We start from the raw sequence: 23,165 nt of genomic DNA, 5'->3' as shown, positions 1-23,165 counted from the left end.
TAAACCGAGGTGATGCCATCGCAGGCAAGCCAGCTCCCACAGAAAAGCCAGCTCCCAGGGAGGATTCAAATGAGTTCCACCAAAGACCCCTGCATCAGCATCTGCAAATTCAGCGATGACATTTGCGTCGGCTGTGGCCGCAGCAAGCGCGAAATCCGCGCCTGGAAGAAACTCGACAAAGTCGACAAACGCACAGTTTTGGCCGAAGCCGAGCTGAGATTGCTGGCCCTGGGCGCCACCGGTCGGCGGAAAAGCAAATGACTGGGGCCTTATCGACTAGTCTGTGATGCGCAACGCGCGCCATGCGCGTATGATTCGCGACCCTTTGGCGACCTATTCGCCCAAAGCCCAGCTTTCAACATTCTTCAGGCCACGCCTGAATCGACCCACCGGGAGGTGCTTAAGATGAACGACCAAGACCAGAACGACAGCCAGGAAATCGGCCCAGCAGGTGAAAAACTGCAAAAGGTGCTGGCGCGTATCGGCGTGGGCTCGCGCCGCGACGTCGAAGCCTGGATCACCCAGAAGCGCATCAAGGTCAACGGCGTTGAAGCCACCCTTGGCCAGCGCGTCGACCTGCACGATGCAATCACCATTGATGGCAAGGTCATCAAGCGTGAAGAGGCCGCCGAATCGGTGCGCCGCGTGATCATGTACAACAAGCCCGACGGCGAGATCTGCACCCGTGACGACCCGGAAGGCCGTCCGACCGTGTTCGACAAGATGCCCAAGCCCAAAGAAGGCCGCTGGATCAACATCGGTCGTCTGGACATCAACACCACCGGCTTGCTGATGTTCACCACCGACGGTGAATTGGCCAACCGCCTGATGCACCCGTCCTACGAAATGGACCGCGAATACGCCGTGCGTGTACGCGGTGAAGTCGACGACGAGATGATCGAGCGCTTGAAAGCCGGCGTGGTCCTTGAAGACGGCCCGGCCAAGTTCACCGACATCAAGCAGGCACCCGGCGGCGAAGGTTTCAACCACTGGTATCACTGCGTGGTGATGGAAGGCCGTAACCGTGAAGTTCGTCGCCTGTGGGAATCCCAGGGCCTGGTGGTCAGCCGCCTGAAGCGCGTGCGTTTCGGCCCGGTGTTCTTGAACTCCGACCTGCCGATGGGCCGCTGGCGCGAAATGAGCCAGTACGAAGTCGACATCCTCAGCGCCGAAGTCGGCCTGACGCCGGTCGCGATGCCGCAGATGAACGCCAAGAGCAAAGACAAACTTGAGCGTATGCAGCGTAAATCGTCGCGCCCTGTGGCTCGCACCGAACGTGTGGCCCGCACCCTGCGCCCGGCGCTGAATGCACCGGCGACCGGTGGTCGTATTTCCCGTGAGCCGCACATCGAAGGCGAGCGCCGCCCAACAGCGCCGTCGCGCCAGGAAGGTGAGCGTGCGCCACGCACGCCGCGCCCTGCCCGCGGTGACGCGCCAGCCGGTGGTCGCGGCAATCGTGGTGAAGGCCGTGGTGCTCCGGCATCCGATCGCCCAGCCGACAACGCCAGCACCAAGCGCCCGGCCAAGCCTGCGGCGAATAAGCGCCCTGGCCCGAAACTGGTCGCCGACGAGCCGTCGGGCAAGCGCCGTGGCGCCCCGGCCGGTTCCGGTCAGCGTCCTGGTTTTGGTCGCAAGAAGCCGCAGTGATGTAAGTGCGGCATAAAAAAACGCCAACCCTAGGGTTGGCGTTTTTTTTTGGTCTGGATTTGGTAACCCGTTCCAATGTGGGAGCTGGCCTTTGTGGGAGCTGGCTTGCCTGCGATGCAGACACCTCGGTATGTCAGGCAGACCACAGTGAGGCTATCGCAGGCAAGCCAGCTCGCACATGGGGCTTCAGTGTTTTTGGTAGTGGGGTTCCAAGTAGTCGGGTTCTAAAAGGCAAACGTCCCATCAAACACCGGCTTGTCATCCAGCGCCAACACGCCGCTGGCAAAGATCAAATCCAGGTGATGGCTGCCTTTCTGCCCGCCGCCCAGGCCCAGGTGCAAACCGCAATGGCGCTCCTCGAACCCGGCGTTGCGCGCATACAAATCCTTGACCCCTTCATTGGTGCCAATCCCCAACTCCTCCACACGGCGGTTGGACGGGTTGGCATTCAGGTATTTGTTGAAGTCATCCGCCAGCCCCGGTACGTCGCTGGCCACGCTGCAAATGGTCGAGTTCTCGATCCACAGTTCCAGCGGTGATTGCAGCACGCCGTATTTGCGCGCAAACGGGATGGTGCTGAGAAAGGTGCCGACAAACCTTACCTGGCCATTGATGGCCTCGCTGTGGGTAGCGATTTCGCCCGGCGCCAGGTCGTGGTTGCCGACGCCGTTGATGTTGGTCCACTTCTTGATGCTGCTCATCGGTGCTTCCAGGCGTGAGCCGTGTTTGTCGGTAAAGCTCAGCAGGTTGGCCTGGGACATGCGCCGGATCAAAGTGGCGTTGAGGTCGGCAATGCGCTGCGGCTCGACGCTGAACGTGTCGTAGAAGTAGTCGCCATAATCCTTGAACAGCAGGGATTTCTTCCAGTGCTCGGCCATCACGCCTTGCAGTGCGCGGATAAAGTCCGGGCCTTCGGCACGTGGGTTGGGCAGGGTCGAGGAATCGTAGAGAAACAGGTACAGGTCGCAGGCTTCGATGGCGTGGGCCAGGGTGTCGCTGGCGGCCAGGTCCAGGCGCTGCACCTGGAAATTGAAACGGGCGGCGCTGCCGTGGGTGATTGCCTGGGCGATGGCGTCGTAGCGCTCGGTATGGCCCAGCAGCACGGTAGGGCGGCTCAGGCCGCTGAGGGCCGGGTGGTGCGCGAGGTAGTAGAGAAAGTGTTCGACGGCGCGGGCCTTGTCCATGACGTGTGTCCTTCTGTGCCTCGGGTAAGGGGGCAGGTGCCGTGCACAGCACCTGCCGGATGCCTGCCGGGTGTTAGAAAGGCCACATCGCGGTGCCGAACGGCACAACGGCATCGGCTTGCATCATTTCAACGGCGGCCTCATGGGTCGGCGCTTCAAACCAATCGTCGAGTTGCAGTTCGGTTTCCAGGTCGTTTTCCAGTGCTTGCATGGTGTATCTCCTAGAGGACGTTGTTTGAGAACGGCTTGCCAGCGGGCTTCGCTGGGCAAGTGCAAGAACCTAGGCGAGAGTGTTTCAGAATGCAAAAAATTTATTGACACGGTTTCATTTGGATTTTTTCTTCTGTTTTTTGCGGTTTGATTTTTTTCAGAAAAAACAGTGAGCTGGCTGAAACGATTGATCAGGTTTTTGTCACTGACAATTTTCTGGTGAATGAGGGTTTGAGCTGTCTGTAACGCTAGTTTTACGCTGTGTAACGACAACTTTACGCGTTGGTTCCGGCCTTGCTGGGTGTTGTCTGGCTGTAAGGAATCTCTGACAGTTTGTCGCGGGTGCTTTGCGGGGGCGGCCAGAAGCTGTTGAGCGATGTACAATGCGCCGCGTTTTACTGTGACCCCCCTTGCGTATCCACGCAAAAGGCCAAGACCCAGGGTTTACCGACCCTGATCACTCCGTCCGACCACGAGCCGGGCGGGTTCGATTTCGTCACAGATAAAAACAAACAGGTGACGCATGACCGTTAGAAAGACGCTGTACTCCTGGTGCCTGCGCCGGGGTTTGAGCGGCGCTGCTTGAGTCGAGATTCAAGACAGCAACGTGCATTCAACATCATCAAACCTTGCGTGAGACCCTTTTCATGAGTGGACCCCATTCCTCTTCAGGCGAGCTGAAACGCGGCCTGAAAAATCGGCACATCCAGTTGATCGCCCTCGGTGGCGCCATCGGCACCGGCCTGTTCCTGGGCTCGGCCGGGGTGCTCAAATCCGCCGGCCCGTCGATGATCCTGGGCTATGCCATCTGCGGCTTTATCGCCTTCATGATCATGCGCCAGCTTGGCGAAATGATCGTCGAAGAGCCGGTCGCCGGCTCCTTCAGCCATTTTGCCCACAAGTACTGGGGCGGTTTCGCCGGCTTCCTGTCGGGCTGGAACTGCTGGATTTTGTACATCCTGGTGGGCATGTCCGAGCTGACCGCGGTCGGCAAATACGTGCACTACTGGTGGCCGGAGATCCCGACCTGGGTCTCGGCGGCGGCGTTCTTCGTGCTGATCAACCTGATCAACCTGGCCAACGTCAAAGTCTTCGGTGAGGCCGAGTTCTGGTTTGCGATTATCAAGGTGGTCGCCATCGTCGGCATGATTGCTCTGGGCAGCTACTTGCTGGTCAGCGGCAGCGGCGGCCCGCAAGCCTCGGTGAGCAACCTGTGGGACCACGGCGGTTTCTTCCCCCATGGCGTGGGCGGATTGGTGATGGCCATGGCGATCATCATGTTTTCATTCGGCGGCCTGGAAATGCTCGGCTTTACCGCCGCTGAAGCCGACCAGCCTCGCACTGTGATCCCAAAAGCGATCAACCAGGTGATCTACCGCATCCTGATCTTCTACATCGGCGCACTGGTGGTGCTGTTGTCGCTGACGCCGTGGGACAGCCTGCTGGCGACCCTCAACGCGTCCGGCGATGCCTACAGCGGCAGCCCGTTCGTGCAGGTGTTCTCGATGCTGGGCAGCAACACCGCCGCGCATATCCTCAACTTCGTGGTGCTCACCGCAGCGCTGTCGGTGTACAACAGCGGCACCTACTGCAACAGCCGCATGTTGCTGGGCATGGCTGAGCAGGGCGATGCGCCGAAGGCCCTGGCGAAGATCGACAAGCGCGGCGTGCCGGTGCGTTCGATCCTCGCGTCGGCGGCGATCACCCTGGTGGCCGTGCTGATGAACTACCTGATCCCGCAACATGCGCTGGAACTGCTGATGTCACTGGTCGTGGCCACGCTGGTGATCAACTGGGCGATGATCAGCTTCTCCCACTTCAAGTTCCGCCAGCACATGAACCGCACCGGCCAGGTGCCGTTGTTCAAGGCGCTGTGGTATCCCTACGGCAACTACGTCTGCCTGGCGTTTGTTGCGTTCATCCTGGTCATCATGTTGATGATTCCGGGGATTCAAGTGTCGGTGTACGCAATCCCGGTGTGGGTGGCGTTCATGGGGCTGTGCTACTGGATCAAGAACAAGAAGGCGCAAGCGGCTTTGGGCACAAAGAGGACGGTTCTGGAGTAGGACGCTTCCCGTAAACAAGAAACCCGGCGCCGTGCCGGGTTTTTTGTGGGCGCGGGCAGGTTAGACTCGCCCCCTCGTTTTTCATCGATACTTGCCCGGAGGCCCCATGCAGCACACCGATATCGACGGCGGCAGCTTGCAACGCGATGCGCTGGAAGACCTGATCGACCAGCACGGCGGGCCGTTGCGCCTGGTCGGCGTCGACTTGAGTGGGGCCGATCTGTCGCGGATGGTGCTGGACCACTGGGTGTTCGAGCGTTGCATCCTGGTGCAGACCTCGTTTCTCGGTTCGCGCCTTGAAGGCACCCAGTGGAACAGTTGTCGCGCCGCCCACGCCATATTCGAGGCGGCAAACCTGCTGGAAGCGCAGTTCCACAGCTGCGACCTGAATAACACTCGCTGGCAGCGCAGCAAACTGTCCCAGGCCGGTTTTGCCCACTGCAAGCTGACCGGCGCCAACTTCACCCATTGTGCGTCGCTGGGCTTGAGCTTCAGCGAAACCCGGCTCAACAGCGCATTTTTGTCCGGCCTGTCGTTTGCACGTACCGTGCTGAACAACCTGGATTTCTCCGACAGCGACTTGTCGGATGCCGACTTTCGCAAGGCCGAACTGATCGATTGCAGCCTCGCCCATGCGCGCATCAACGGCGCCAATTTCGCCGGGGCCGACCTGCGGGGTGCGGATTTGAGCGGTTTTCGCCTCAATGATGCCAAACTGTTCAAAGGCGCCGTGATTTCCAAAGCCCAGGCGTCGATGTTGTTGTCCGAGTTGGGCTTGTCCGTTGCCTAAGGTTTTTTAAGTGATGCTGGTTATTTCCAACAATGTGCACCTGCCCGATGCCGAGATCGAGCTGACCGCCATTCGCGCCCAGGGCGCCGGTGGGCAGAACGTCAACAAGGTGTCGAGCGCAGTGCACCTGCGGTTTGATATTCCGGCGTCGTCATTGCCGGACTTCTACAAGGAGCGGCTGCTGGCGCTGCGTGACAGCCGGATCACCAGTGAAGGCGTGTTGGTGCTCAAGGCCCAGCAATACCGGACCCAGGAACAGAACCGCGCGGATGCGCTGGAACGTTTGGTGGAGTTGATCCTCAGCGCCACCAAGGTCGAGAAGAAGCGCCGCCCGACCAAACCGACGCTGGGCTCGAAAAAGCGTCGGCTCGAATCCAAGACCAAGCGCGGCAGCATCAAGGCTGGGCGCGGCAAGGTCGACTTCTAGGCGTCGCGCGCCTCGCGGGCCTTGGGCGCTTGCCGGTACAAGTACAGGCTCAGCAGCAGGCCGCCGGCGGCGGCGAGGGCGGCGAACAGGAAGATCGAGGCAAAGCCGAAGCCTGCCGCCACCGCACCGGCCAGCGGGCCGGTGATGCCCAGCGACAAGTCGATAAACAACGAATACGCCCCCACCGCCGAACCACGGCTGGACGCTGGCACCAGGTTGACTGCCTCCACCCCCAACGCCGGAAACACCAGGGAAAAGCCAAACCCGCTCAACGCCGCACCGGCGAGTGCCAGGTGCGCATCCGGCGCCAGCCACAGCAACAGCAGGCCGAGGATTTCCACCGAGAGGCAGGCAATCGCCACGCGAAAGCCGCCGATACGGTTGATCAAATTGCCGAACAGCAGGCGTGCACCGATAAAGCTGGCGCCGAACAGGCTCAGGGCCCACACCGCGTTGTCCCAGTGCTGGGTGGTGTAATACAGGGTGATAAAGGTGGCGATGGTGCCAAAGCCGATCGAGCCCAGCGCCAGTGCGCAGCCGTGGGGCAATACGCGGCCCAGCACGTTCATGAACGGCAGGCGCACACCGGCCACAATCGGCGCCGCGACTTTGTTCCAGGCCAACAGCACGCCCAGCACCGCCAGCAAAATGATGCTGACGCCCATGCTCCACAGGCCGAAATGGCTGACCAGCACCACCCCAAGCGGTGCACCGACGGCCAACGCGCCGTAACTGGCGATGCCATTCCATGAGATGACCTTGGCCGTATTGGCTGCGCCGACCCGGCCAATGCCCCAGCCGATGGCGCCTGAACCTACCAGGCTTTCCGCGCTGCCCAGGACCAGTCGGCCAATCAGCAGGCTGACCAGGCTGACGGCCGGCAGGCTGGAAAACCACGCCGCCAGCAACATGAACACGCCACTCAGGCCACAGCCGACCAGGCCGATCAACACCGCGCGCTTGCTGCCCAGGTTATCGATGATCTTGCCGGCATACGGGCGGCTGAGCAGCGTGGCCAGGTATTGCACGCTGATCACCAGGCCGGCGATGACCGCGCCGTAGCCCAGTTCACTGTGGACATAGCCCGGCAACACGGCCAGGGGAATGCCGATATTCAGGTAACCGATAAAGGTGAACAGCACGATGGAAACGACTTGCAGCGTGACCGCCATGGGGCGCTGGGTATCTGGCATGGGAGAGGTCCACTGTCGCAGCAGGTAAAGATAGGCTGCTAATGATACCGGCGCGAGAGCCGGGTGGGGCGGCAAACCAGCAAAAACTTCAGATCAGGTACAGATCAGGGTTTGGCAGGCGCGAGCATTTGCGTGGTGACCAGGGCGGCCAGGGCGTTTTCCTGGGTGCCGAAGCGCTTGAGCAGCAAGGCTTGTTTGTCGGCGCTGAGGCGGTTCCAGACTTCGATCATCTGCAGGGCAGCGTCGAGTACAGCGGCGTCGGGGGTGTCGTGGAGGGTGTCAGTCATGGCGGGTATCTCGGGTGATTCAGGCAGTGTGGAAAGCGCTCAATGGTGCGCTTTCCACACGGTCTGGTACGGCGTCAGTCCTGGCGTTTGCTGTCGACTGGTTGTGCTTCTTTGGTCTCAGGCTGTTTGCTACTGGCCTGCTGCGGTGTTGGCTGCTCAGTTGGGTGCAGGCTTGGGAAGGGGAGATTAGGTATCTCGTGCATCGTCGTCGCTCCTCGCAAGATCTGTTTATCAATCGCAGTGTGATTGCGCGCTCTCAAAAAGCCTTGGCAGGATACAGCACTGAAAATGACAAAAAGAATTTTATGTCGACGGATGTACGAATTTTCATTCTTTAAGCAAGTGACAAGAGGTCACAGGCTAAAAAGGCGCCCTAGAACGGCACCTTGCCCAAAATCATGTCGCGGTACATCACAAAATCGCCCAACAAGCTGTAGAACGGGTGTTGAAACGTCGCCGGGCGGTTCTTTTCGAAGAAGAAGTGGCCGATCCAGGCAAAGCTGTAGCCGGCGACTGGCAAGGCCAGCAACAGGCCCAACGACCCTCTGCCAATCGCATAGGCCAGAATACCGATCACCAGCGTGGTGCCGATAAAATGCAGGCGCCGGCAGGTGCTGTTGCCGTGCTCACTCAGGTAGTAAGGGTAGAACTCGGCGAAGCTATTGAATTGTTTGATATTTTCCACGGTAGCCGGCCCTTGGGTGGTGATGCCGCCCAACAGATGTTCGGCGGGGAGCTTATTTGAGTCTAGAGTGATCAGTGGTAACAGCCAGTGACAATAGATGCCACTTTAGTATCCTTGGCTTCCTGGCTGCCGTTTGAGCCTGCTTTTTTCAAGAAGACGCCATGAGCGAACGAACAACTTCTGCAAGCTGGGCGATGGGGATAGTCAAGGCGCTGGAAATGGACGGCCTGGATTGCCGCGTCTTGTTCAAGCAACTGGGCCTGGACTACGCCGCCCTCAGTGATCCTGACGCGCGTTTTCCGCAGGACTCCATGACACGATTGTGGCAGCGGGCGGTGGAGTTGTCGGGCAACCCGGCAATCGGCTTGAACATGGGCAAAGTGGTGCGCCCGGCGTCGTTTCATGTGGCCGGTTACGCGCTGATGTCCAGCAACACCCTCGCGGAAGGCTTTATGCGCCTGGTGCGCTACCAGCGCATCATCGCCGAAAGCGCCGACCTGAGCTTCCGCCTGTTACCCGAAGGTTATGCGCTGATTCTGACGGTGCATGGCGACCACCTGCCGCCCACCCGGCAAAGCGCCGAAGCGTCGCTGGCGAGTGCCTTGGCGCTGTGCGGCTGGTTGACCGGGCGCACCCTGCAACCGCGCAAAGTCGTGTTGCAAGGTGATCAACCTGCGGACCTTGCGCCTTACAAACAAGCCTTCCATGCGCCGCTGGAATTCAATGCGCCGTATGACGCGCTGATTTTCGAGCAGGCTGACATGGAGGCGCCGCTGCCCACGGCCAACGAGGCCATGGCGCTGTTGCATGATCGGTTTGCCGGTGAATACTTGGCGCGGTTTTCCGAGAGCCGCGTGACCCACAAGGCCCGCCAGGTGCTGTGCCGCCTGTTGCCTCAGGGCGAGCCCAAGCGCGAAGTGGTCGCCCAGACCTTGCACCTGTCCCAGCGCACCTTGCAGCGGCGTTTACAGGAGGAGGGCACCAGTTTCCAGACCCTGCTCGACGACACCCGCCGCGAACTCGCCGAGCAGTACCTGGCGCAGCCGAGCATGACGTTGCTGGAAATTGCCTACCTGTTGGGGTTTGCCGACCCGAGCAATTTCTTCCGCGCGTTCCGCCGTTGGTTCGATGCCACGCCCGGCGAATACCGGGCGCGGTTGCTCGAAGCGTCGATGGTCAATGGCGCCAAAACGCCGGAATGCACAGAACAAAGACTGTAATGATCTCCAGTCGGCCCAGCAGCATGCCGAACGACAGGATCCACTTGGCCGCATCCGGCAAGCTGGCGAAGTTGCCGGCCGGGCCGATGGTTTCGCCCAGCCCCGGGCCCACGCCCGAGACGGTGCTGGCGGCGCCGGTCAACGCGGTCATCCAGTCCAGCCCGAGCAGCGACAGGGCCAGGGCGATGGCGCAGATGGTGATGGCGAAGAAGAACGAAAAGGTCAGAATCGAGCGCACGATCTCTTCGTCGAGGCGGTGGCCGTTGTACTTCTGCTTGATCACCGCGCGCGGGTGAATCAGCTGGTTCAAGTTGGCCTTGAGCAAGATATAGGCGACCTGGAAGCGGAAAATCTTGATCCCGCCCGCTGTGGAGCCCGAGCAGCCGCCGACAAAGCCCAGGTAGAAGAACAGCATCAGTGAGAAGTTACCCCAGATGCTGTAGTCCCCAAGTGCAAAACCGGTGGTGGTCACCACGGAGGTGACGTTTACCGCCACATGACGCAGCGCGTCCAGCCAATGCAGATCGGTCGTCCACCAGTACCAGGTGCCGAGCACCAGCCAGGTCACCAGCAATAAACCCAGCAAGCCTTGCACCTGCTGATCCTTGATCAGCGCCCGGCGATTGCCGCGCAACGTGGCCACATACAGGGTGAACGGCAAGCTGCCGAGGATCATCACCACCACCGCCACCCAGTGCACTGCCGGTTGTTTCCAGTGTGCCAGGGATTCATCCGAGGTGGAAAAACCGCCGGTGGAGATCGCTGACATCGCGTGGTTGATCGCATCGAACAAGCCCATCCCGGCCCACCAGAACGCCAGGCTGCCGAGGATGGTGATGCCCACGTAGGCCGCCACGATCAGCCGCGCCACCATGTGCGAGCGCGGCATGACCTTTTCCGAACGGTCCGAGGATTCGGTCTGGAACAGGCGCATGCCACCAATGCGCAGCAACGGCAGGATCGCCACTGCCATGCCGATAAAGCCGATACCCCCGAGCCAGTGCAGCAACGAGCGCCACATCAGGATGCCCGGTGACATGCTGTCCAGCCCGCTCAATACCGTGGAGCCGGTGGCGGTGATGCCGGACATGCTTTCGAAGAAAGAGTCGGTGTAGCTGATGTGCTGGGTCAGCAAAAACGGCAGCGCGGCGAACACGCACACCACCACCCAGCTGCTGACGGTGAGCAAGTACATGTCGCGGGGGCGCAAGTGCACGTGTTCGGGGCGGCCGGGGATCACCAGCGCCAGGCCGGCGAGAAAGGTAATCATGCTGGCCCAGAGGAACGAGGGCAGGTCGCTGGTGCGTTCGAAGATCACCAGCGTGGCCATCGGGACGACCATGGCTATCGCGAGGGTGATCAGGAAGATGCCGATGATGAAACCGATGATGCGTAGGGTCGGCAACGCCATGAAGTGTGCTCGGTGATAGGGCTGAGGCGCCATTCTACCCAGGGTGCAGAGCATGTAAACCGAGGGCTTGAGGTTGATGACGATCAACTGTGGGAGCTGGCTTGCCTGCGATGGCGATATACCCTTCAACTACCCAGTTACCTGACCCACCGCCTTCGCAGGCAAGCCAGCTCCCACAGGGTTACGGGTTGCCAAGAGAACTCACAAAAAAGGCGACCCGAAGGTCGCCTCATTCAACGCGGCACGGATCAGAATTCGTGATCAGCGTTGTCCGGGTTCAAGTCGCTGATGCCCAGTTTGCCTGCAGCCGCTTCGATCGAACCGGTCTGCTTGACCAGTGCCGCGATGGCGTCACGCACGATCTGGTTGCCCGCATCGTTGCCTGCGGCGATCAGTTGGTCGTAGTGCTCACCGTTGTTGGCGTGATCAACCATGACCTGGATCTTCGCTTCGGTCGACGCCAGGTCGGCCTTCAGTGCGCTGTCGGCAGCCGGGTCAGCCTTGGCCACCAGCGACGACAAGCTCGCGCCGGTCATCTTGGTGCCGTCGACGCGGGTGTACTCGCCCAGGTAAACGTTACGAATACCCTTGGCATCGTAGAAGTGCGAGTTGTGGGTGTTATCGCTGAAGCAGTCCTGCTCGTCTTCCGGCGAGTTGGCTTCCAGGGAAACCTTCATGCGCTCACCGGCCAGTTCGCCGAGGGACAGGCTGCCCATGCCGAACAGCATTTTGCGCAGGCCGTCGGTAGCCGGTTCGGCTTCCAGGGTGGCGCGGTAGTTGTCTTCGACGTTGGGTTTCCAGTTGCCGACCATTTCTTCCAGGTCGCTGACCAGCAGTTGGGTCACGGCGCGCAGGTAAGTGCGGCGACGCTCGTTGTGGCCACCGGTGGCGCCTTCGCCTGTCAGGTAGTCGGAGGCAGGGCGGTTGCCCGCGCCAGGGCCGGTGCCGTTGAGGTCTTGGCCCCACAGCAGGAATTCGATGGCGTGGTAGCCGGTGGCGACGTTGGCTTCGGAACCGCCCAGTTCATTGAGGCTGGCGAGTTTTTCCGGGGTGATTTCTTTGACGTCGACCTTGTCTTCGCCGACCTGGATCTCGGTGTTGGCGATGATGTTGGCGGTGGCGCCTGGGTTACCCAGAGCGTGCTCGTAGGATTTGTCGACGTAGTCGATCAGGCCTTCGTCCAGGGGCCAGGCGTTCACTTGGCCTTCCCAGTCGTCGATGATGGTGTTGCCGAAACGGAACACTTCGCTCTGCAGGTACGGTACGCGAGCGGCAACCCAAGCGGTGCGGGCCGCTTTCAGGGTTTGGTCGTTCGGGTTGGCGAGGAAGGTGTCGATTGCGGTTTGCAGGGTTTTCGCCGTCGATTCGGCATCGCTGTACACCGCGAATACCATGTCAGCGTAATGCGCGACCACGGCCTTGGCGGCCGCTTCGTCGACCTGGCCGGCAGGGGTGGCAGCCGCTGGAGCGGTGGTGCTGGCAGCCGGGGTCGGCGCCTGGTTTGCTGCGGCCTTGTCGTCTTTACCTTCGCCGCAACCGGCGAGAGAAATGGCAATGGCCAGCAGACTGGCGGTGGCCAGGGGCATACGAATCATGGCGAACATCCTGCTTCGGTTGTTGATAGGGCGCGCGGGGGAGCGCAAAAAAGCTGCGACATAATGCGAAAGATTTGCATTTTGTGTAAAGGGTTATACGCGGGAAATATTTAGTATCGTTTTGCTATTTCAGAGAATCGCCGCGTTATTGCGCTCGGACTGTTTCAAAAACGCCGCCAGCTCGCGGGCCGGCAGCGGTTTGCTGTAGTGGTAGCCCTGGCCCTCGTGGCAGCCTTCGGAAATGATGTAGGCCTCCTGCTCGGCGGTTTCCACGCCCTCGGCGATCACCTGCATGCCCAGGCTTTTGCCCAGTTGGATGATGGCGCGCACGATGGTTGCATCGTCGTCGTCATCGAGCAGGTCCTGGACGAAGCTCTTGTCGATCTTGATTTTGTCCAGCGGCAGGCTTTTCAAATAGCTCAAGGACGAATAGCCCGTGCCGAAGTCATCAATCGCGATCAACGCCCCGGAACGCCGCAGGCTCAGCAAATGCTGGGCGGCGGTGCTGATGTCTTCCATCAGGCCGGTCTCGGTCACTTCCAATTCAAGGCTGCGCGGCGGCAGGCGGTAAATCTGCATCAGGTTGTTGACCACGCGCGGCAACTCGGTGTGGTGCAGTTGCACGGTCGACAGGTTGACCGCCATGCGCAAGGTGGTGAAGCCCAGGTCATGCCATTCGCGTAGTTGCCGGCAAGCCTGGTCCAGCACCCATTCGCCAATCGGAATAATCGTGCCGTTCTGTTCCGCCAACGGGATAAACAAGTCGGGCGGCACCAGGCCGTGCTCCGGGTGCTGCCAGCGGATCAGCGCTTCCACGCCGACCACGCGATGGTCGCGGTAGCTGATCTGCGGTTGGTAGACCAGGTGAAACTGGTCACGGCTGAGGGCATCGCGCAGGTCTTTTTCCAGTTCGCGGCGCCGACGCATTTCACTGTCGACGCTGGCGATATAGAACTGATAGCGGTTGCGCGAGCGGCTCTTGGCCAGGGTCATGGTCTGTTCGGCTTTTTGCAGCAGCTTCTCGGTGCTGTCGCCGTCTTCCGGGAACAGCGTGATGCCGATGGTGGCGCGCAGGCGAATCTGCTCGTGTTCAAGGGCGAATTCGGCTTCCAGGTCGTCCAGGATGCTTTGTGCCAATTCGGCGGCTTCATAAGGCTGGTCGATGTCGGCCTGCACCAGCGCAAACTGATCGCCGCCCAGCCGGGCCAGGGCGCCGAGGCGACCGCTGTGGGCGCGCAAACGGTCGGCCAGGGCCAGTAGCAGTTTGTCGCCGGCCTGATAAGTGAACTGTTCGTTGACGCTTTTGAAGTCATCCAGGCCTACGCACAACACCGCGACTCGGCGCTGTCGGCGGCCGGCGTCGATGAGGATCTTGTCCAGCTGTTCCTGCAATTTCTGGCGGTTGGGCAGGCCGGTGAGAAAGTCGTACTGGGCCATGCGCAGCAGGCTGGATTCGGCCTCGTGCCGCAAGTGCGTATTGCGTTCGATGGATTCAAGCAACTGGTTGGCGGTGTTGATCCACAGCCCCAACTCGTTGCGTTCGTGGCCTTTGAGCTGGGGGATCTTGTGTTCACTGGGCCGGTCCGGGTTGATCGACGTCAGGTGCTCGATGATCCGCGACAACGGTTTGGTCAGCAGCCAGTGATAGACCAGGTACAGCACCAGGCCCATCGCCAGGGCGCGCAGCACGCCGGAAATAAAGATGATCACCGAACTGACCAGAAAGCCTTTGCCGTAGTTGGCCGTGTCGAGGGTGATGCTCAGGTCGCCGTAGTATTCGCTGTACGGGCCTTTGCCGACCAACGATGTGGTGAAGGTGCGCTCCTGACCCAGAATCAGGTCGGTCAACCAGCGGGTCGGGGATTGCTGCAAGTCGCGGCTTTTTTCCGCGAGCATGGTTTCGTTGGGATGGCCGATGGAGGCCATGCGCACGGCGTCGTCCTGAAACAGGCCTTCGATCACCTGCATACCCATCTCGCGGTCAAGGCTGTAGACAGCCTGGGTCGAGGGGTCGCGAAACATGTCGAGGATGCGCTGGGCATCACCGGCCACGGCCTGGCGTGTCTTGTAGGCATCGAAAACAATCTGCGCCGCGCTCAGCGCCACGCCGACGATCAATGCCGACAGCAGCACAACCCGTAGCAACTTCACCGACAAGCTGTTTTTGAGTTCCAGCTTCAAAGGGGCATTCCTTGTTCCATGCGGGTGGCCTCAATATGCCATGAGTATTGGCAATCTGGGGGTGGCAGTCAAAGGAACATTAGGGCATCGGCGGGTTTGGCAGTGAGCTTGAGGGGCGTAGGGGCAGGCGGACTCGCATCCGCCTGCCCGAAGTGACTCTGCAGGTGAGGGGCGCCTGGGTTTACGAGAAGTTGACGTTGTAGGTCTTGCTTGCAGAGTTTGGTTGCGAATAATTCATAGCGTGGTGGTTGCTGTGAGTGTCTGCGTTCGCGATCTGACCCCCGCGCCGGTTTTGAGAATTGGCCATGTCGCCTACCGTCTTGGCGAGTTGAGTGACAGCGTTCAGGGCCTGGCCGGCCAAGGGCGCGAGTGAGCCAACAAGTGGGAGTGCTGCTGCTAATGCGGTAATGGACATTGTAATTTCTCCGACAATTAAGAGAGGCGAATTCCTCACATTGAATGCGTGGCACGATCTACGCTCTGAGTTCCAAACCCCCGGCCAATTTTTCATCGCCCATAAAAAAGCCCGGCAATTGCCGGGCTCTTTTTACTGCAAGCGTTGCTTAGGCAGTGAAGGTTTTGCCTTCGAACTGCTCAGCCACGAACTTCCAGTTGACCAGGTTCCAGAACGCTTCCACATACTTTGGACGCACGTTGCGGTAGTCGATGTAGTAAGCGTGTTCCCATACGTCGCAGGTCAGCAGCGGGGTGTCGCCGCTGGTCAGCGGGTTGCCGGCGCCGATGGTGCTGGCCAGGGCCAGGGAACCGTCAGCTTTTTTCACCAGCCAGCCCCAACCGGAACCGAAGGTGCCGACGGACGTCTTGGTGAACTCTTCCTTGAACTTGTCGAACGAACCGAACGCAGCGTTGATGGCCTCAGCCAGTGCGCCGGTAGGTTGGCCGCCGGCGTTTGGCGCCAGGCAGTTCCAGTAGAAGGTGTGGTTCCAGACCTGAGCGGCGTTGTTGAAGATGCCGCCCGAAGAAGACTTGACGATTTCTTCCAGGGTCTTGCCTTCGAACTCGGTGCCTGGCACCAGGTTGTTCAGGTTCACGACGTAGGTGTTGTGGTGCTTGTCGTGGTGGTATTCCAAGGTTTCCTTGGAAATGTGCGGCTGCAGGGCATCGTGTGCGTAGGGCAGCGGCGGCAATTCGAAAGCCATGATGATTCTCCTAATCAGGTCAGTTGCGGTGAGCGCAAGGCCGATCACGGGCGGCCAAACAAGCGCCGGGGAGTTTGTACTCTTTGCGGCGCAGGGGCTGGATCATAGCACCGGGGTTGCGGCATAACCACGCAACAACTGTGTGGGATAGAGGTTCCAGAGCGTTTTGGAATATTCCTCACGCACTGATCAATTGGTAGGCCACGCTGAACATCATCGCCGCCACCAGGAAGTCCAGCAGCCGCCAGGTCGCCGGGCGCGCCAACCAGGGTGCCAACCACGCGGCGCCGAGTGCCAACGTGGCAAACCACAGGAACGAGGCACTGGCGGCACCGGCCACATAGGCGCCGGGTTCGGTTTGTTGAGCGCCCAATGAGCCAATCAGCAGCACGGTGTCCAGATACACATGCGGATTGAGCAGTGTCACCGCCAGTGCGCTGAGCAGCACGGCGCGCAAGGAGCGTACCTTGAGGTTTTCGCCTTGTTCCAGGCTCTGCCTGGAAAACGCCCGGCGCAGCGCCAGGGTGCCGTACCACAACAGGAACGCCGCGCCGCCCCAGCGGGCAATCGCCAGCAGCAGTGGGTTCTGTGCCAGCACCGTGGCCAGGCCGAATACCCCGGCCGCCACCAAAATTGCATCACACACGATGCACAGCGCCGCCACGGGCAAATGGTGTTCACGTCGCAGGCTTTGCGCCAGCACAAAAGCATTCTGGGTGCCGATCGCCATGATCAGGCCCAAGGCCACCAGCAGGCCGTTCACATAGCTTTGCCACATAATTTTTTACTCCGCGTTTGCGGCCAATTGACGCAATACATCCATGGCCCGCTCGGCATCGTTGCGGCCGACAAACAGGTGGTCGTGGTAGTAGCCGGCGATCACGTTGCAACTGATACCGGCTTTGCCCAGGGCACTGGCGAACGCCGCAGTCAGGCCCACGGCTTCCAGGGCCGAATGCACATTCAAGGTGATCCACGCGGCGACGTAGTCAAAGGCCAGCCCAGCTTGCTCCGCCTGCTGACGCTCCAGGATCAGCGTCAGCCCTTCCTGTTCGCGAAAGCTGCCGATGACGTCGCAACCGTCGGGTATACGATTGTCGGGCAGTGTACAGAACACATAATCGCCGTCATTCAACTGCGGGCTCATGCTGCGCAGCAGGGTTGCCAGGGCGGTTTCGCCAGCCATGTGAAGTTCCTTAATAGAGAGAAGCGATGCTGGTCATTCTTACGGGCTAAGCTGTATAAGAAAAACCAATATTGCTGATCGCCCATTAGAGAAACTGATGTTCGACTATAAATTGCTTTCTGCCCTGGCAGCGGTGGTGGAACAAGCCGGCTTCGAGCGCGGCGCCCAGGTGCTGGGGTTGTCGCAGTCGGCGATCTCCCAGCGCATCAAGTTGCTCGAAGCGCGCATCGGCCAGCCGGTACTGGTGCGGGCCACGCCGCCGACGCCCACTGACATCGGCCGGCGCCTGCTCAACCATGTGCAACAAGTTCGGCTGCTCGAGCGCGACCTGCAAAGCCAGGTGCCGGCGCTGGATGAAGAAGGCATGCCCGAGCGCCTGCGCATCGCGCTGAATGCCGACAGCCTGGCCACCTGGTGGGCCGAGGCCGTCAGCGACTTTTGCGCCGAGCAGCATTTGTTGCTGGACCTGGTGGTAGAGGACCAGACCGTCGGCCTCAAGCGCATGCGCGCCGGTGAAGTGGCGGCCTGTATCTGCGCCAGCGAGCGCCCGGTGGCGGGCGCTCGCAGCCTGCTGCTCGGCGCCATGCGCTACCGGGCGCTGGCCAGCCCGGCCTTTATTGTCCGGCATTTCCCTGGCGGCGTGCGTGCCGATCAACTGGCGCGCACGCCGGCACTGGTGTTTGGCCCGGATGATTTCCTGCAACACCGTTACCTGGCTTCCCTCGGCGTGGACGGCGGTTTCGAACACCATTTATGCCCATCCTCCGAAGGCTTTATCCGCTTGACGGAAGCCGGCCTGGGCTGGGGCCTGGTCCCGGAATTACAGGTGCGCGACCAGTTGGAAACCGGCGTATTGGTCGAGTTGTTGCCAGATAAGCCCATCGACGTGCCGCTGTACTGGCATCATTGGCGCAGTGGCGGGCAGCTATTGGGCTTGTTGACCGATCATCTGGCCCAGGCGTGTGGCCAATGGTTGGTGCCGTTGGAATGATGGCGGGCGTCAACGCAACAGCGATGAAAAACGAAAGAACACGGGGTAATACATGAAAATTCTGGTCACCGGCGCAAGCGGCTTCATTGGCGGGCGCTTTGCGCGTTTCGCCCTGGAGCAGGGCCTGGACGTGCGGGTCAACGGGCGGCGTGCCGAAGGTGTGGAGCATCTGGTACGGCGCGGCGCCGAGTTTATCCAGGGTGATTTGAATGACGCCGACCTGGTGCGCGACCTGTGTCGCGATGTCGAAGCGGTGGTGCATTGCGCCGGCGCTGTCGGGCTATGGGGCAAGTATCAGGACTTTCATCAAGGCAACGTGCTGGTCACCGAAAACGTTGTCGAAGCCTGCCTCAAGCAGCGCGTCGGGCGCCTGGTGCACCTGTCGTCGCCGTCTATCTACTTCGATGGGCGCGACCACCTCGGGTTGACCGAAGAGCAAGTGCCCAAGCGCTTCAAGCACCCGTACGCGGCCACCAAGTACCTGGCGGAGCAAAAGGTGTTCGGTGCCCAGGAGTTCGGCCTGGAAGTGCTGGCCCTGCGCCCGCGTTTCGTCACCGGTGCCGGTGACATGAGCATCTTCCCGCGCCTGTTGAAAATGCAGCGCAAGAACCGCCTGGCGATCGTCGGCGACGGCCTGAACAAGGTCGACTTCACCAGCGTGCACAACCTCAACGAAGCACTGTTGAGCAGTTTGCTGGCGACCGGCTCGGCGTTGGGCAAGGCCTACAACATCAGCAACGGCGCGCCGGTGCCGGTGTGGGATGTGGTCAACTACGTGATGCGCCAGATGGACATGCCTCAAGTCACGCGTTATCGCTCTTACGGTTTGTCCTACAGCGTGGCGGCGTTGAACGAAGCATTCTGCGCCATGTGGCCAGGGCGCCCGGAGCCGGCATTGTCACGCTTGGGCATGCAGGTGATGAACAAAGATTTCACCCTCGACATCAGCCGGGCGAGGCATTATCTGGACTACGAGCCCAAGGTCAGCCTGTGGACTGCGCTCGATGAGTTCTGCAGCTGGTGGCGCGCCCAGGATCCGGGGCGCCAGTAAGCTCACACCCAGCAACACTTCGGGAACCGAATCCGCGGTTCCGGGTCGATCAGTGCGGCGCAGGCGCGGTTTATACTGCCGTCGCTCGGCTTTTTTAAGGTAGCCATCTCACCGATTCAGGGTTGATTCATGCGTAACGATGCTAAAGACGACTTCGACAACGTTCCCAGCCTGCGGGCCGACATCGGGGACGATGATGATTTCGAGCCAGGCCCGGCCACCTCGGTGCGCTCGCGCAATACGCCTGTGGTCAAGGTCAAGAGCGCCAGCACCGGCCCGTTGTGGGCGTTGGTCGGCGCGCTGCTGATCGCCTTTGCGGGCCTTGCCTGGTGGAGCTTCCAGCAGATTTCCCTGATGGGCCAGCAATTGGTCGCCACCCAGGAAAGTTTTGCGCGCATCAGCGAGGAAGCGGCTGGGCGCCTGCAGGACATTTCCGGCAAGGTGGTGGCCAGCGAAGCCAACGTGAACAACGGCAGTGAAGCGCTGAAATTACAGATCAAGCAGTTGGAAGCGCAGTTGCAGGAGCAAGGCAAGCAGCAGGTCGGTGTCGCCGGCCAAGCCACCGAACTGGACCAGCGCCTGGCACAAATGACCTCCAGCACCACCGACCTGTCGAACGCCAACAGCAAGCTGCAAGGCCAGGTGCAGGCGCTGACCGAGGCGGTGGCAACGCTCAAGGCGGCGCAAGGTGACGTCAAGGAGCTGTCCGCCGACGTGGCCGCGCTGAAGAAACAGGGCAACCCGAGCGCCGCGATTGCCCGTATCGAGCAAGACCTGGTGGTGCTCAAAAGCGCGCAGGACAGCCAGCCGGTTAACAGTGACGCGCCGACCAATAAAGAGTTCGACGTGTTCCGCATCCAGACCACGCGCAATATCACCACCTTGCAGAGCCAGGTGCAGAACCTGCAACAGCAACTCAACGCGCCCGCGAAGATCAGGCCGCTGGGGCAGTAGTACACGGACCTGATCATTCCCACGCTCTGCGTGGGAATGCATCCCGTGACGCTCTGCGTCACCCTTGCGTGGAGCTTAAGCCACTCGTCGTCTGCTGGACGCGGAGCGTCCGAGGTTGCGTTCCCACGCAGAGCGTGGGAACGATCGTTTTGGTAAATGTCACCGTCCAGTGACATTTCCCATCCCCTTCGTTACTTGCCCCCAACGCGCCCTTGTTTAGACTCCTGTCATCCCATAAAAAATAATAAGGGCTACTTATGACCACGCAACCACTGCCTGCCAGCAGTTGGCTGAACGCACCTGCCCATCACTCCTGGCTTGCCACCGAAGGCCAGCGCCTGCTGGCATTCGCCAAGGCTTCACGCCTGCCTGACGGCTTTGGCAACCTCGATGACAACGGCCAACTCCCGGCCGACGCCCACGCCGAAACCATGAACACCGCCCGCATGACCCACAGCTTCGCCATGGCCCACGCCATGGGGCTGCCCGGTTATGCCGAGTTGGTGGCGCACGGCGTTGCGGCGCTCAGTGGCCCGTTGCGCGACAGCGAGCACGGTGGCTGGTTTGCTGCGCCTCACGCGCTTGATGGCAACCGTGGCAAAGCGGCTTACCTGCACGCATTCGTCGCCTTGGCGGCCAGCTCGGCCGTGGTGGCCGGCGCGCCTGGTGCGCAAAATCTGTTGAACGACGCCGTGCACATCATCGACCATTTTTTCTGGAGCGAGGAAGAGGGCGTCATGCTCGAATCCTTTGCCCAGGACTGGACGGGTGTGGAGGCTTATCGCGGCGCCAACAGCAACATGCACGCCACTGAGGCGTTCCTGGCCCTGGCGGATGTCACCGGTGATACGCGCTGGCTGGACCGCGCGCTGCGTATCGTCGAGCGGGTTATCCACAGCCACGCAGCCGGCAACCAGTTTATGGTCATCGAGCATTTCGACGCCCACTGGAAACCGCTGCTCAGCTACAACGAAGACAACCCCGCCGATGGCTTCCGCCCGTATGGCATCACCCCCGGCCACGGCTTTGAGTGGGCGCGGCTGGTGCTGCACCTGGAAGCCGCACGCCTGCAAGCCGGGCTGGCCACGCCGGACTGGCTGGTAACCGACGCCCAAGGCTTGTTCGCCAGTGCCTGCGAATACGCCTGGGCGGTGGACGGTGCTCCCGGCATTGTCTACACCCTGGACTGGAACCACCGCCCGGTGGTGCGCGAACGCCTGCACTGGACCCACGCCGAGGCCAGCGCCGCCGCACAGGCCTTGCTCAAACGTACCGGTGAGCTGCATTACGAAACCTGGTATCGGCGGTTCTGGGAGTTTTGCGAAACCTACTTTATCGACCGTAGCCACGGCAGTTGGCATCACGAACTCAGCCCGCACAACCAGCCCAGCAGCAAGATCTGGGGTGGTAAACCGGACCTTTATCACGCTTGGCAAGCGGTGGTGCTGCCTGCGCTACCCTTGTCACCCAGCATGACCAGTGCGTTGGGTCGGGGCCTTTATGTCACCAAGTGGTGACATTTGTACGTCCCTTTGTTACCTGCGCCCGGAAAATCCCTGTTTAAACTCCGTGCAGCGCAAGCTCTAGACTTGCATGCATAACAACAAGAAAAGGTACTCAGATGAACGCGATTAATCGCCTCGCCGTCGCTATTTCCATTGCCTCGTTGTTTCCCCTCAGTGCATTTGCCGCCGACTCGAAAGGGACGGTTGAAGTTGTGCATTGGTGGACCTCCGGCGGTGAAAAAGCGGCTGTAGATGTCCTGAAGGCCCAAGTTGAGAAAGACGGCTTCACCTGGAAAGACGGTGCCGTCGCAGGTGGCGGTGGTGCCACGGCCATGACTGTGCTGAAAAGCCGCGCAGTTGCCGGTAACCCACCGGGCGTGGCCCAGATCAAAGGCCCCGACATTCAGGAGTGGGCATCGACTGGCTTGCTCGACACCGACGTCCTGAAACAAGTGTCCAAGGACGAGAAGTGGGACTCCCTGCTCGACAAGAAAGTCTCCGACACCGTGAAGTACGAAGGTGACTACGTCGCCGTACCGGTCAATATCCACCGCGTGAACTGGCTGTGGATCAACCCGGAAGTCTTCAAGAAAGCCGGTATCACCAAGAACCCGACCACCCTCGAAGAATTCTACGCAGCCGGCGACAAGCTGAAAGCCGCGGGCTTCATTCCGCTCGCACACGGTGGCCAGCCTTGGCAGGACAGCACCGTATTCGAAGCGGTGGTCCTGTCGGTAATGGGCGCCGATGGCTACAAGAAAGCCCTGGTCGACCTGGATAACGGCGCGCTCACCGGCCCGGAAATGGTCAAGGCCCTGACTGAGCTGAAGAAAGTCGCGACCTACATGGACGTCGACGGCAAAGGCCAGGACTGGAACCTCGAAGCAGGCAAGGTCATCAACGGCAAGGCCGGCATGCAGATCATGGGTGACTGGGCCAAGTCCGAATGGACCGCCGCCAAGAAAGTCGCCGGCAAGGACTACGAGTGCGTAGCCTTCCCTGGCACCGACAAAGCCTTCACCTACAACATCGACTCCCTGGCGGTGTTCAAGCAGAAAGACAAAGGCACTGCTGCCGGTCAGCAGGACATCGCCAAAGTCGTGCTGGGTGAGAACTTCCAGAAAGTCTTCAGCATCAACAAAGGCTCGATCCCGGTTCGTACCGACATGCTCAATGAAATGGACAAGCTCGGTTTCGATTCCTGTGCCCAGACCGCTGCCAAGGACTTCCTGGCTGACGCCAAGACTGGCGGCCTGCAGCCAAGCATGGCGCACAACATGGCCACCACCCTGGCTGTGCAAGGTGCGTTCTTTGATGTCGTGACCAACTACATCAACGACCCGAAAGCCGACCCGGCCGACACCGCCAAGAAACTCGGCGCTGCGATCAAGTCCGCGAAGTAACGGTTAGCACGGCTGATCC

23 protein-coding genes are annotated in these 23,165 nt (G+C 60.6%); 12 read left to right on the top strand and 11 right to left on the bottom strand.

Translation table 11 applies throughout. The features are described from left to right. Positions 1 to 69 precede the first annotated feature (69 nt). The gene (locus tag L8I05_RS18360; RefSeq protein WP_005790815.1) at positions 70 to 261 is read left to right on the top strand and encodes a DUF1289 domain-containing protein; all 192 of its coding nucleotides are present in this window, start codon (positions 70 to 72) and stop codon (positions 259 to 261) included. A 144-nt stretch (positions 262 to 405) separates the two neighbouring features. Next, on the top strand, positions 406 to 1,647 hold the full coding sequence (gene rluB, locus L8I05_RS18355) for a 23S rRNA pseudouridine(2605) synthase RluB (protein ID WP_159959405.1): 1,242 nt from the start codon (positions 406 to 408) through the stop codon (positions 1,645 to 1,647). A 224-nt stretch (positions 1,648 to 1,871) separates the two neighbouring features. Here the strand turns inward: rluB and L8I05_RS18350 are convergent, their stop codons facing one another. Both L8I05_RS18350 and L8I05_RS18345 read right to left on the bottom strand, forming a co-directional pair. Beyond that, on the bottom strand, positions 1,872 to 2,831 hold the full coding sequence (locus L8I05_RS18350; RefSeq protein ID WP_242170809.1) for a leucyl aminopeptidase: 960 nt from the start codon (positions 2,829 to 2,831) through the stop codon (positions 1,872 to 1,874). Between the two features lie 73 nt (positions 2,832 to 2,904). Continuing rightward, positions 2,905 to 3,042 carry a hypothetical protein gene (locus L8I05_RS18345; RefSeq protein ID WP_003175756.1) on the bottom strand — a complete coding sequence of 46 codons (138 nt, stop codon included), beginning with the start codon at positions 3,040 to 3,042 and terminating at the stop codon, positions 2,905 to 2,907. Between the two features lie 646 nt (positions 3,043 to 3,688). On the opposite strand from L8I05_RS18345, the gene L8I05_RS18340 reads away from it, so the two are divergent. From L8I05_RS18340 to arfB, 3 genes are all read left to right on the top strand, one after another. Continuing rightward, the gene (locus L8I05_RS18340) at positions 3,689 to 5,107 is read left to right on the top strand and encodes an amino acid permease (protein ID WP_242170808.1); all 1,419 of its coding nucleotides are present in this window, start codon (positions 3,689 to 3,691) and stop codon (positions 5,105 to 5,107) included. A gap of 106 nt (positions 5,108 to 5,213) precedes the next feature. Beyond that, on the top strand, positions 5,214 to 5,897 hold the full coding sequence (locus L8I05_RS18335) for a pentapeptide repeat-containing protein (protein WP_242170806.1): 684 nt from the start codon (positions 5,214 to 5,216) through the stop codon (positions 5,895 to 5,897). Between the two features lie 13 nt (positions 5,898 to 5,910). Continuing rightward, positions 5,911 to 6,324 carry an alternative ribosome rescue aminoacyl-tRNA hydrolase ArfB gene (gene arfB / locus L8I05_RS18330; RefSeq protein WP_034109044.1) on the top strand — a complete coding sequence of 138 codons (414 nt, stop codon included), beginning with the start codon at positions 5,911 to 5,913 and terminating at the stop codon, positions 6,322 to 6,324. Here the strand turns inward: arfB and L8I05_RS18325 are convergent. Then, positions 6,321 to 7,517: an MFS transporter gene (locus L8I05_RS18325; protein WP_159959397.1), complete on the bottom strand. Its 1,197-nt coding sequence runs from the start codon at positions 7,515 to 7,517 to the stop codon at positions 6,321 to 6,323. The two genes, arfB and L8I05_RS18325, sit on opposite strands and share 4 nt — an antisense overlap. A 104-nt stretch (positions 7,518 to 7,621) precedes the next feature. Continuing rightward, positions 7,622 to 7,804, bottom strand: coding sequence for a hypothetical protein (locus L8I05_RS18320; RefSeq protein ID WP_159959394.1), 183 nt, complete (start codon positions 7,802 to 7,804; stop codon positions 7,622 to 7,624). Positions 7,805 to 7,818: 14 nt separating this feature from the next. Here L8I05_RS18320 and L8I05_RS18315 point away from each other — a divergent pair, with 14 nt between their 5' ends. Continuing rightward, on the top strand, positions 7,819 to 8,142 hold the full coding sequence (locus tag L8I05_RS18315) for a hypothetical protein (RefSeq protein WP_197626942.1): 324 nt from the start codon (positions 7,819 to 7,821) through the stop codon (positions 8,140 to 8,142). A gap of 35 nt (positions 8,143 to 8,177) precedes the next feature. Here L8I05_RS18315 and L8I05_RS18310 read toward each other — a convergent pair whose 3' ends face one another. After that, positions 8,178 to 8,489, bottom strand: a complete 312-nt coding sequence (locus tag L8I05_RS18310; protein ID WP_159959392.1) for a DUF962 domain-containing protein — start codon at positions 8,487 to 8,489, stop codon at positions 8,178 to 8,180. Between the two features lie 161 nt (positions 8,490 to 8,650). On the opposite strand from L8I05_RS18310, the gene L8I05_RS18305 reads away from it, so the two are divergent. Beyond that, on the top strand, positions 8,651 to 9,709 hold the full coding sequence (locus L8I05_RS18305; protein ID WP_242170803.1) for an AraC family transcriptional regulator: 1,059 nt from the start codon (positions 8,651 to 8,653) through the stop codon (positions 9,707 to 9,709). Here L8I05_RS18305 and L8I05_RS18300 read toward each other — a convergent pair. The 6 genes from L8I05_RS18300 to L8I05_RS18275 all read right to left on the bottom strand — a co-directional run bounded on the left by L8I05_RS18300 (position 9,666) and on the right by L8I05_RS18275 (position 17,242). Then, positions 9,666 to 11,120 carry a TrkH family potassium uptake protein gene (locus L8I05_RS18300; protein WP_197626943.1) on the bottom strand — a complete coding sequence of 485 codons (1,455 nt, stop codon included), beginning with the start codon at positions 11,118 to 11,120 and terminating at the stop codon, positions 9,666 to 9,668. The two genes, L8I05_RS18305 and L8I05_RS18300, sit on opposite strands and share 44 nt — an antisense overlap. 248 nt (positions 11,121 to 11,368) lie before the next feature. Next, positions 11,369 to 12,715 (bottom strand): imelysin family protein, encoded by a 1,347-nt coding sequence (locus L8I05_RS18295; RefSeq protein ID WP_159959386.1) that lies wholly within the window; start codon positions 12,713 to 12,715, stop codon positions 11,369 to 11,371. A 129-nt stretch (positions 12,716 to 12,844) separates the two neighbouring features. After that, complete coding sequence (locus L8I05_RS18290) at positions 12,845 to 14,896, bottom strand: GGDEF domain-containing phosphodiesterase (RefSeq protein WP_177016988.1); 2,052 nt, start codon at positions 14,894 to 14,896, stop codon at positions 12,845 to 12,847. A gap of 563 nt (positions 14,897 to 15,459) precedes the next feature. Beyond that, the gene (locus L8I05_RS18285; RefSeq protein WP_003212997.1) at positions 15,460 to 16,056 is read right to left on the bottom strand and encodes a Fe-Mn family superoxide dismutase; all 597 of its coding nucleotides are present in this window, start codon (positions 16,054 to 16,056) and stop codon (positions 15,460 to 15,462) included. Between the two features lie 178 nt (positions 16,057 to 16,234). Beyond that, entirely contained in the window at positions 16,235 to 16,834 is a 600-nt protein-coding gene (locus tag L8I05_RS18280) for a LysE/ArgO family amino acid transporter (RefSeq protein WP_177016987.1), read from the bottom strand. Positions 16,835 to 16,840: 6 nt separating this feature from the next. After that, positions 16,841 to 17,242 (bottom strand): ACT domain-containing protein, encoded by a 402-nt coding sequence (locus L8I05_RS18275; protein WP_159959378.1) that lies wholly within the window; start codon positions 17,240 to 17,242, stop codon positions 16,841 to 16,843. 97 nt (positions 17,243 to 17,339) lie between these two features. Here L8I05_RS18275 and L8I05_RS18270 point away from each other — a divergent pair, with 97 nt between their 5' ends. From L8I05_RS18270 to L8I05_RS18250, 5 genes are all read left to right on the top strand, one after another. After that, entirely contained in the window at positions 17,340 to 18,233 is an 894-nt protein-coding gene (locus L8I05_RS18270; RefSeq protein ID WP_242170801.1) for a LysR family transcriptional regulator ArgP, read from the top strand. A 52-nt stretch (positions 18,234 to 18,285) separates the two neighbouring features. After that, positions 18,286 to 19,284 carry an NAD-dependent epimerase/dehydratase family protein gene (locus L8I05_RS18265; protein WP_197626949.1) on the top strand — a complete coding sequence of 333 codons (999 nt, stop codon included), beginning with the start codon at positions 18,286 to 18,288 and terminating at the stop codon, positions 19,282 to 19,284. Between the two features lie 129 nt (positions 19,285 to 19,413). Next, entirely contained in the window at positions 19,414 to 20,238 is an 825-nt protein-coding gene (locus L8I05_RS18260; RefSeq protein ID WP_242170798.1) for an ATPase, read from the top strand. A gap of 257 nt (positions 20,239 to 20,495) precedes the next feature. Then, on the top strand, positions 20,496 to 21,755 hold the full coding sequence (locus L8I05_RS18255) for an AGE family epimerase/isomerase (protein WP_242170797.1): 1,260 nt from the start codon (positions 20,496 to 20,498) through the stop codon (positions 21,753 to 21,755). Between the two features lie 104 nt (positions 21,756 to 21,859). Next, entirely contained in the window at positions 21,860 to 23,146 is a 1,287-nt protein-coding gene (locus L8I05_RS18250) for an ABC transporter substrate-binding protein (RefSeq protein ID WP_159959368.1), read from the top strand. The last annotated feature ends 19 nt before the right edge of the window (positions 23,147 to 23,165 follow it).

This window comes from Pseudomonas sp. MONT-RG-20F-20-E-7-02 (genome assembly GCF_022662395.1).
GTDB lineage: Bacteria > Pseudomonadota > Gammaproteobacteria > Pseudomonadales > Pseudomonadaceae > Aquipseudomonas.
Note: the sequence above shows the minus strand (reverse complement) of the source record. Positions and strands in the feature narration are given on the sequence as shown.

Excerpts from the sequence above, each read along its gene's own strand:
- L8I05_RS18320 (WP_159959394.1), bottom strand. The coding sequence starts at position 7,804 with ATGACTGACACCCTCCACGACACCCCCGACGCCGCTGTACTCGACGCT.
- L8I05_RS18260 (WP_242170798.1), top strand. The coding sequence starts at position 19,414 with ATGCGTAACGATGCTAAAGACGACTTCGACAACGTTCCCAGCCTGCGG.
- L8I05_RS18255 (WP_242170797.1), top strand. The coding sequence starts at position 20,496 with ATGACCACGCAACCACTGCCTGCCAGCAGTTGGCTGAACGCACCTGCC.
- L8I05_RS18340 (WP_242170808.1), top strand. The coding sequence starts at position 3,689 with ATGAGTGGACCCCATTCCTCTTCAGGCGAGCTGAAACGCGGCCTGAAA.
- L8I05_RS18305 (WP_242170803.1), top strand. The coding sequence starts at position 8,651 with ATGAGCGAACGAACAACTTCTGCAAGCTGGGCGATGGGGATAGTCAAG.
- L8I05_RS18280 (WP_177016987.1), bottom strand. The coding sequence starts at position 16,834 with ATGTGGCAAAGCTATGTGAACGGCCTGCTGGTGGCCTTGGGCCTGATC.
- L8I05_RS18360 (WP_005790815.1), top strand. The coding sequence starts at position 70 with ATGAGTTCCACCAAAGACCCCTGCATCAGCATCTGCAAATTCAGCGAT.
- L8I05_RS18270 (WP_242170801.1), top strand. The coding sequence starts at position 17,340 with ATGTTCGACTATAAATTGCTTTCTGCCCTGGCAGCGGTGGTGGAACAA.
- L8I05_RS18345 (WP_003175756.1), bottom strand. The coding sequence starts at position 3,042 with ATGCAAGCACTGGAAAACGACCTGGAAACCGAACTGCAACTCGACGAT.
- L8I05_RS18300 (WP_197626943.1), bottom strand. The coding sequence starts at position 11,120 with ATGGCGTTGCCGACCCTACGCATCATCGGTTTCATCATCGGCATCTTC.
- arfB (WP_034109044.1), top strand. The coding sequence starts at position 5,911 with ATGCTGGTTATTTCCAACAATGTGCACCTGCCCGATGCCGAGATCGAG.
- rluB (WP_159959405.1), top strand. The coding sequence starts at position 406 with ATGAACGACCAAGACCAGAACGACAGCCAGGAAATCGGCCCAGCAGGT.
- L8I05_RS18325 (WP_159959397.1), bottom strand. The coding sequence starts at position 7,517 with ATGCCAGATACCCAGCGCCCCATGGCGGTCACGCTGCAAGTCGTTTCC.
- L8I05_RS18265 (WP_197626949.1), top strand. The coding sequence starts at position 18,286 with ATGAAAATTCTGGTCACCGGCGCAAGCGGCTTCATTGGCGGGCGCTTT.
- L8I05_RS18335 (WP_242170806.1), top strand. The coding sequence starts at position 5,214 with ATGCAGCACACCGATATCGACGGCGGCAGCTTGCAACGCGATGCGCTG.
- L8I05_RS18295 (WP_159959386.1), bottom strand. The coding sequence starts at position 12,715 with ATGATTCGTATGCCCCTGGCCACCGCCAGTCTGCTGGCCATTGCCATT.
- L8I05_RS18275 (WP_159959378.1), bottom strand. The coding sequence starts at position 17,242 with ATGGCTGGCGAAACCGCCCTGGCAACCCTGCTGCGCAGCATGAGCCCG.
- L8I05_RS18250 (WP_159959368.1), top strand. The coding sequence starts at position 21,860 with ATGAACGCGATTAATCGCCTCGCCGTCGCTATTTCCATTGCCTCGTTG.
- L8I05_RS18350 (WP_242170809.1), bottom strand. The coding sequence starts at position 2,831 with ATGGACAAGGCCCGCGCCGTCGAACACTTTCTCTACTACCTCGCGCAC.
- L8I05_RS18285 (WP_003212997.1), bottom strand. The coding sequence starts at position 16,056 with ATGGCTTTCGAATTGCCGCCGCTGCCCTACGCACACGATGCCCTGCAG.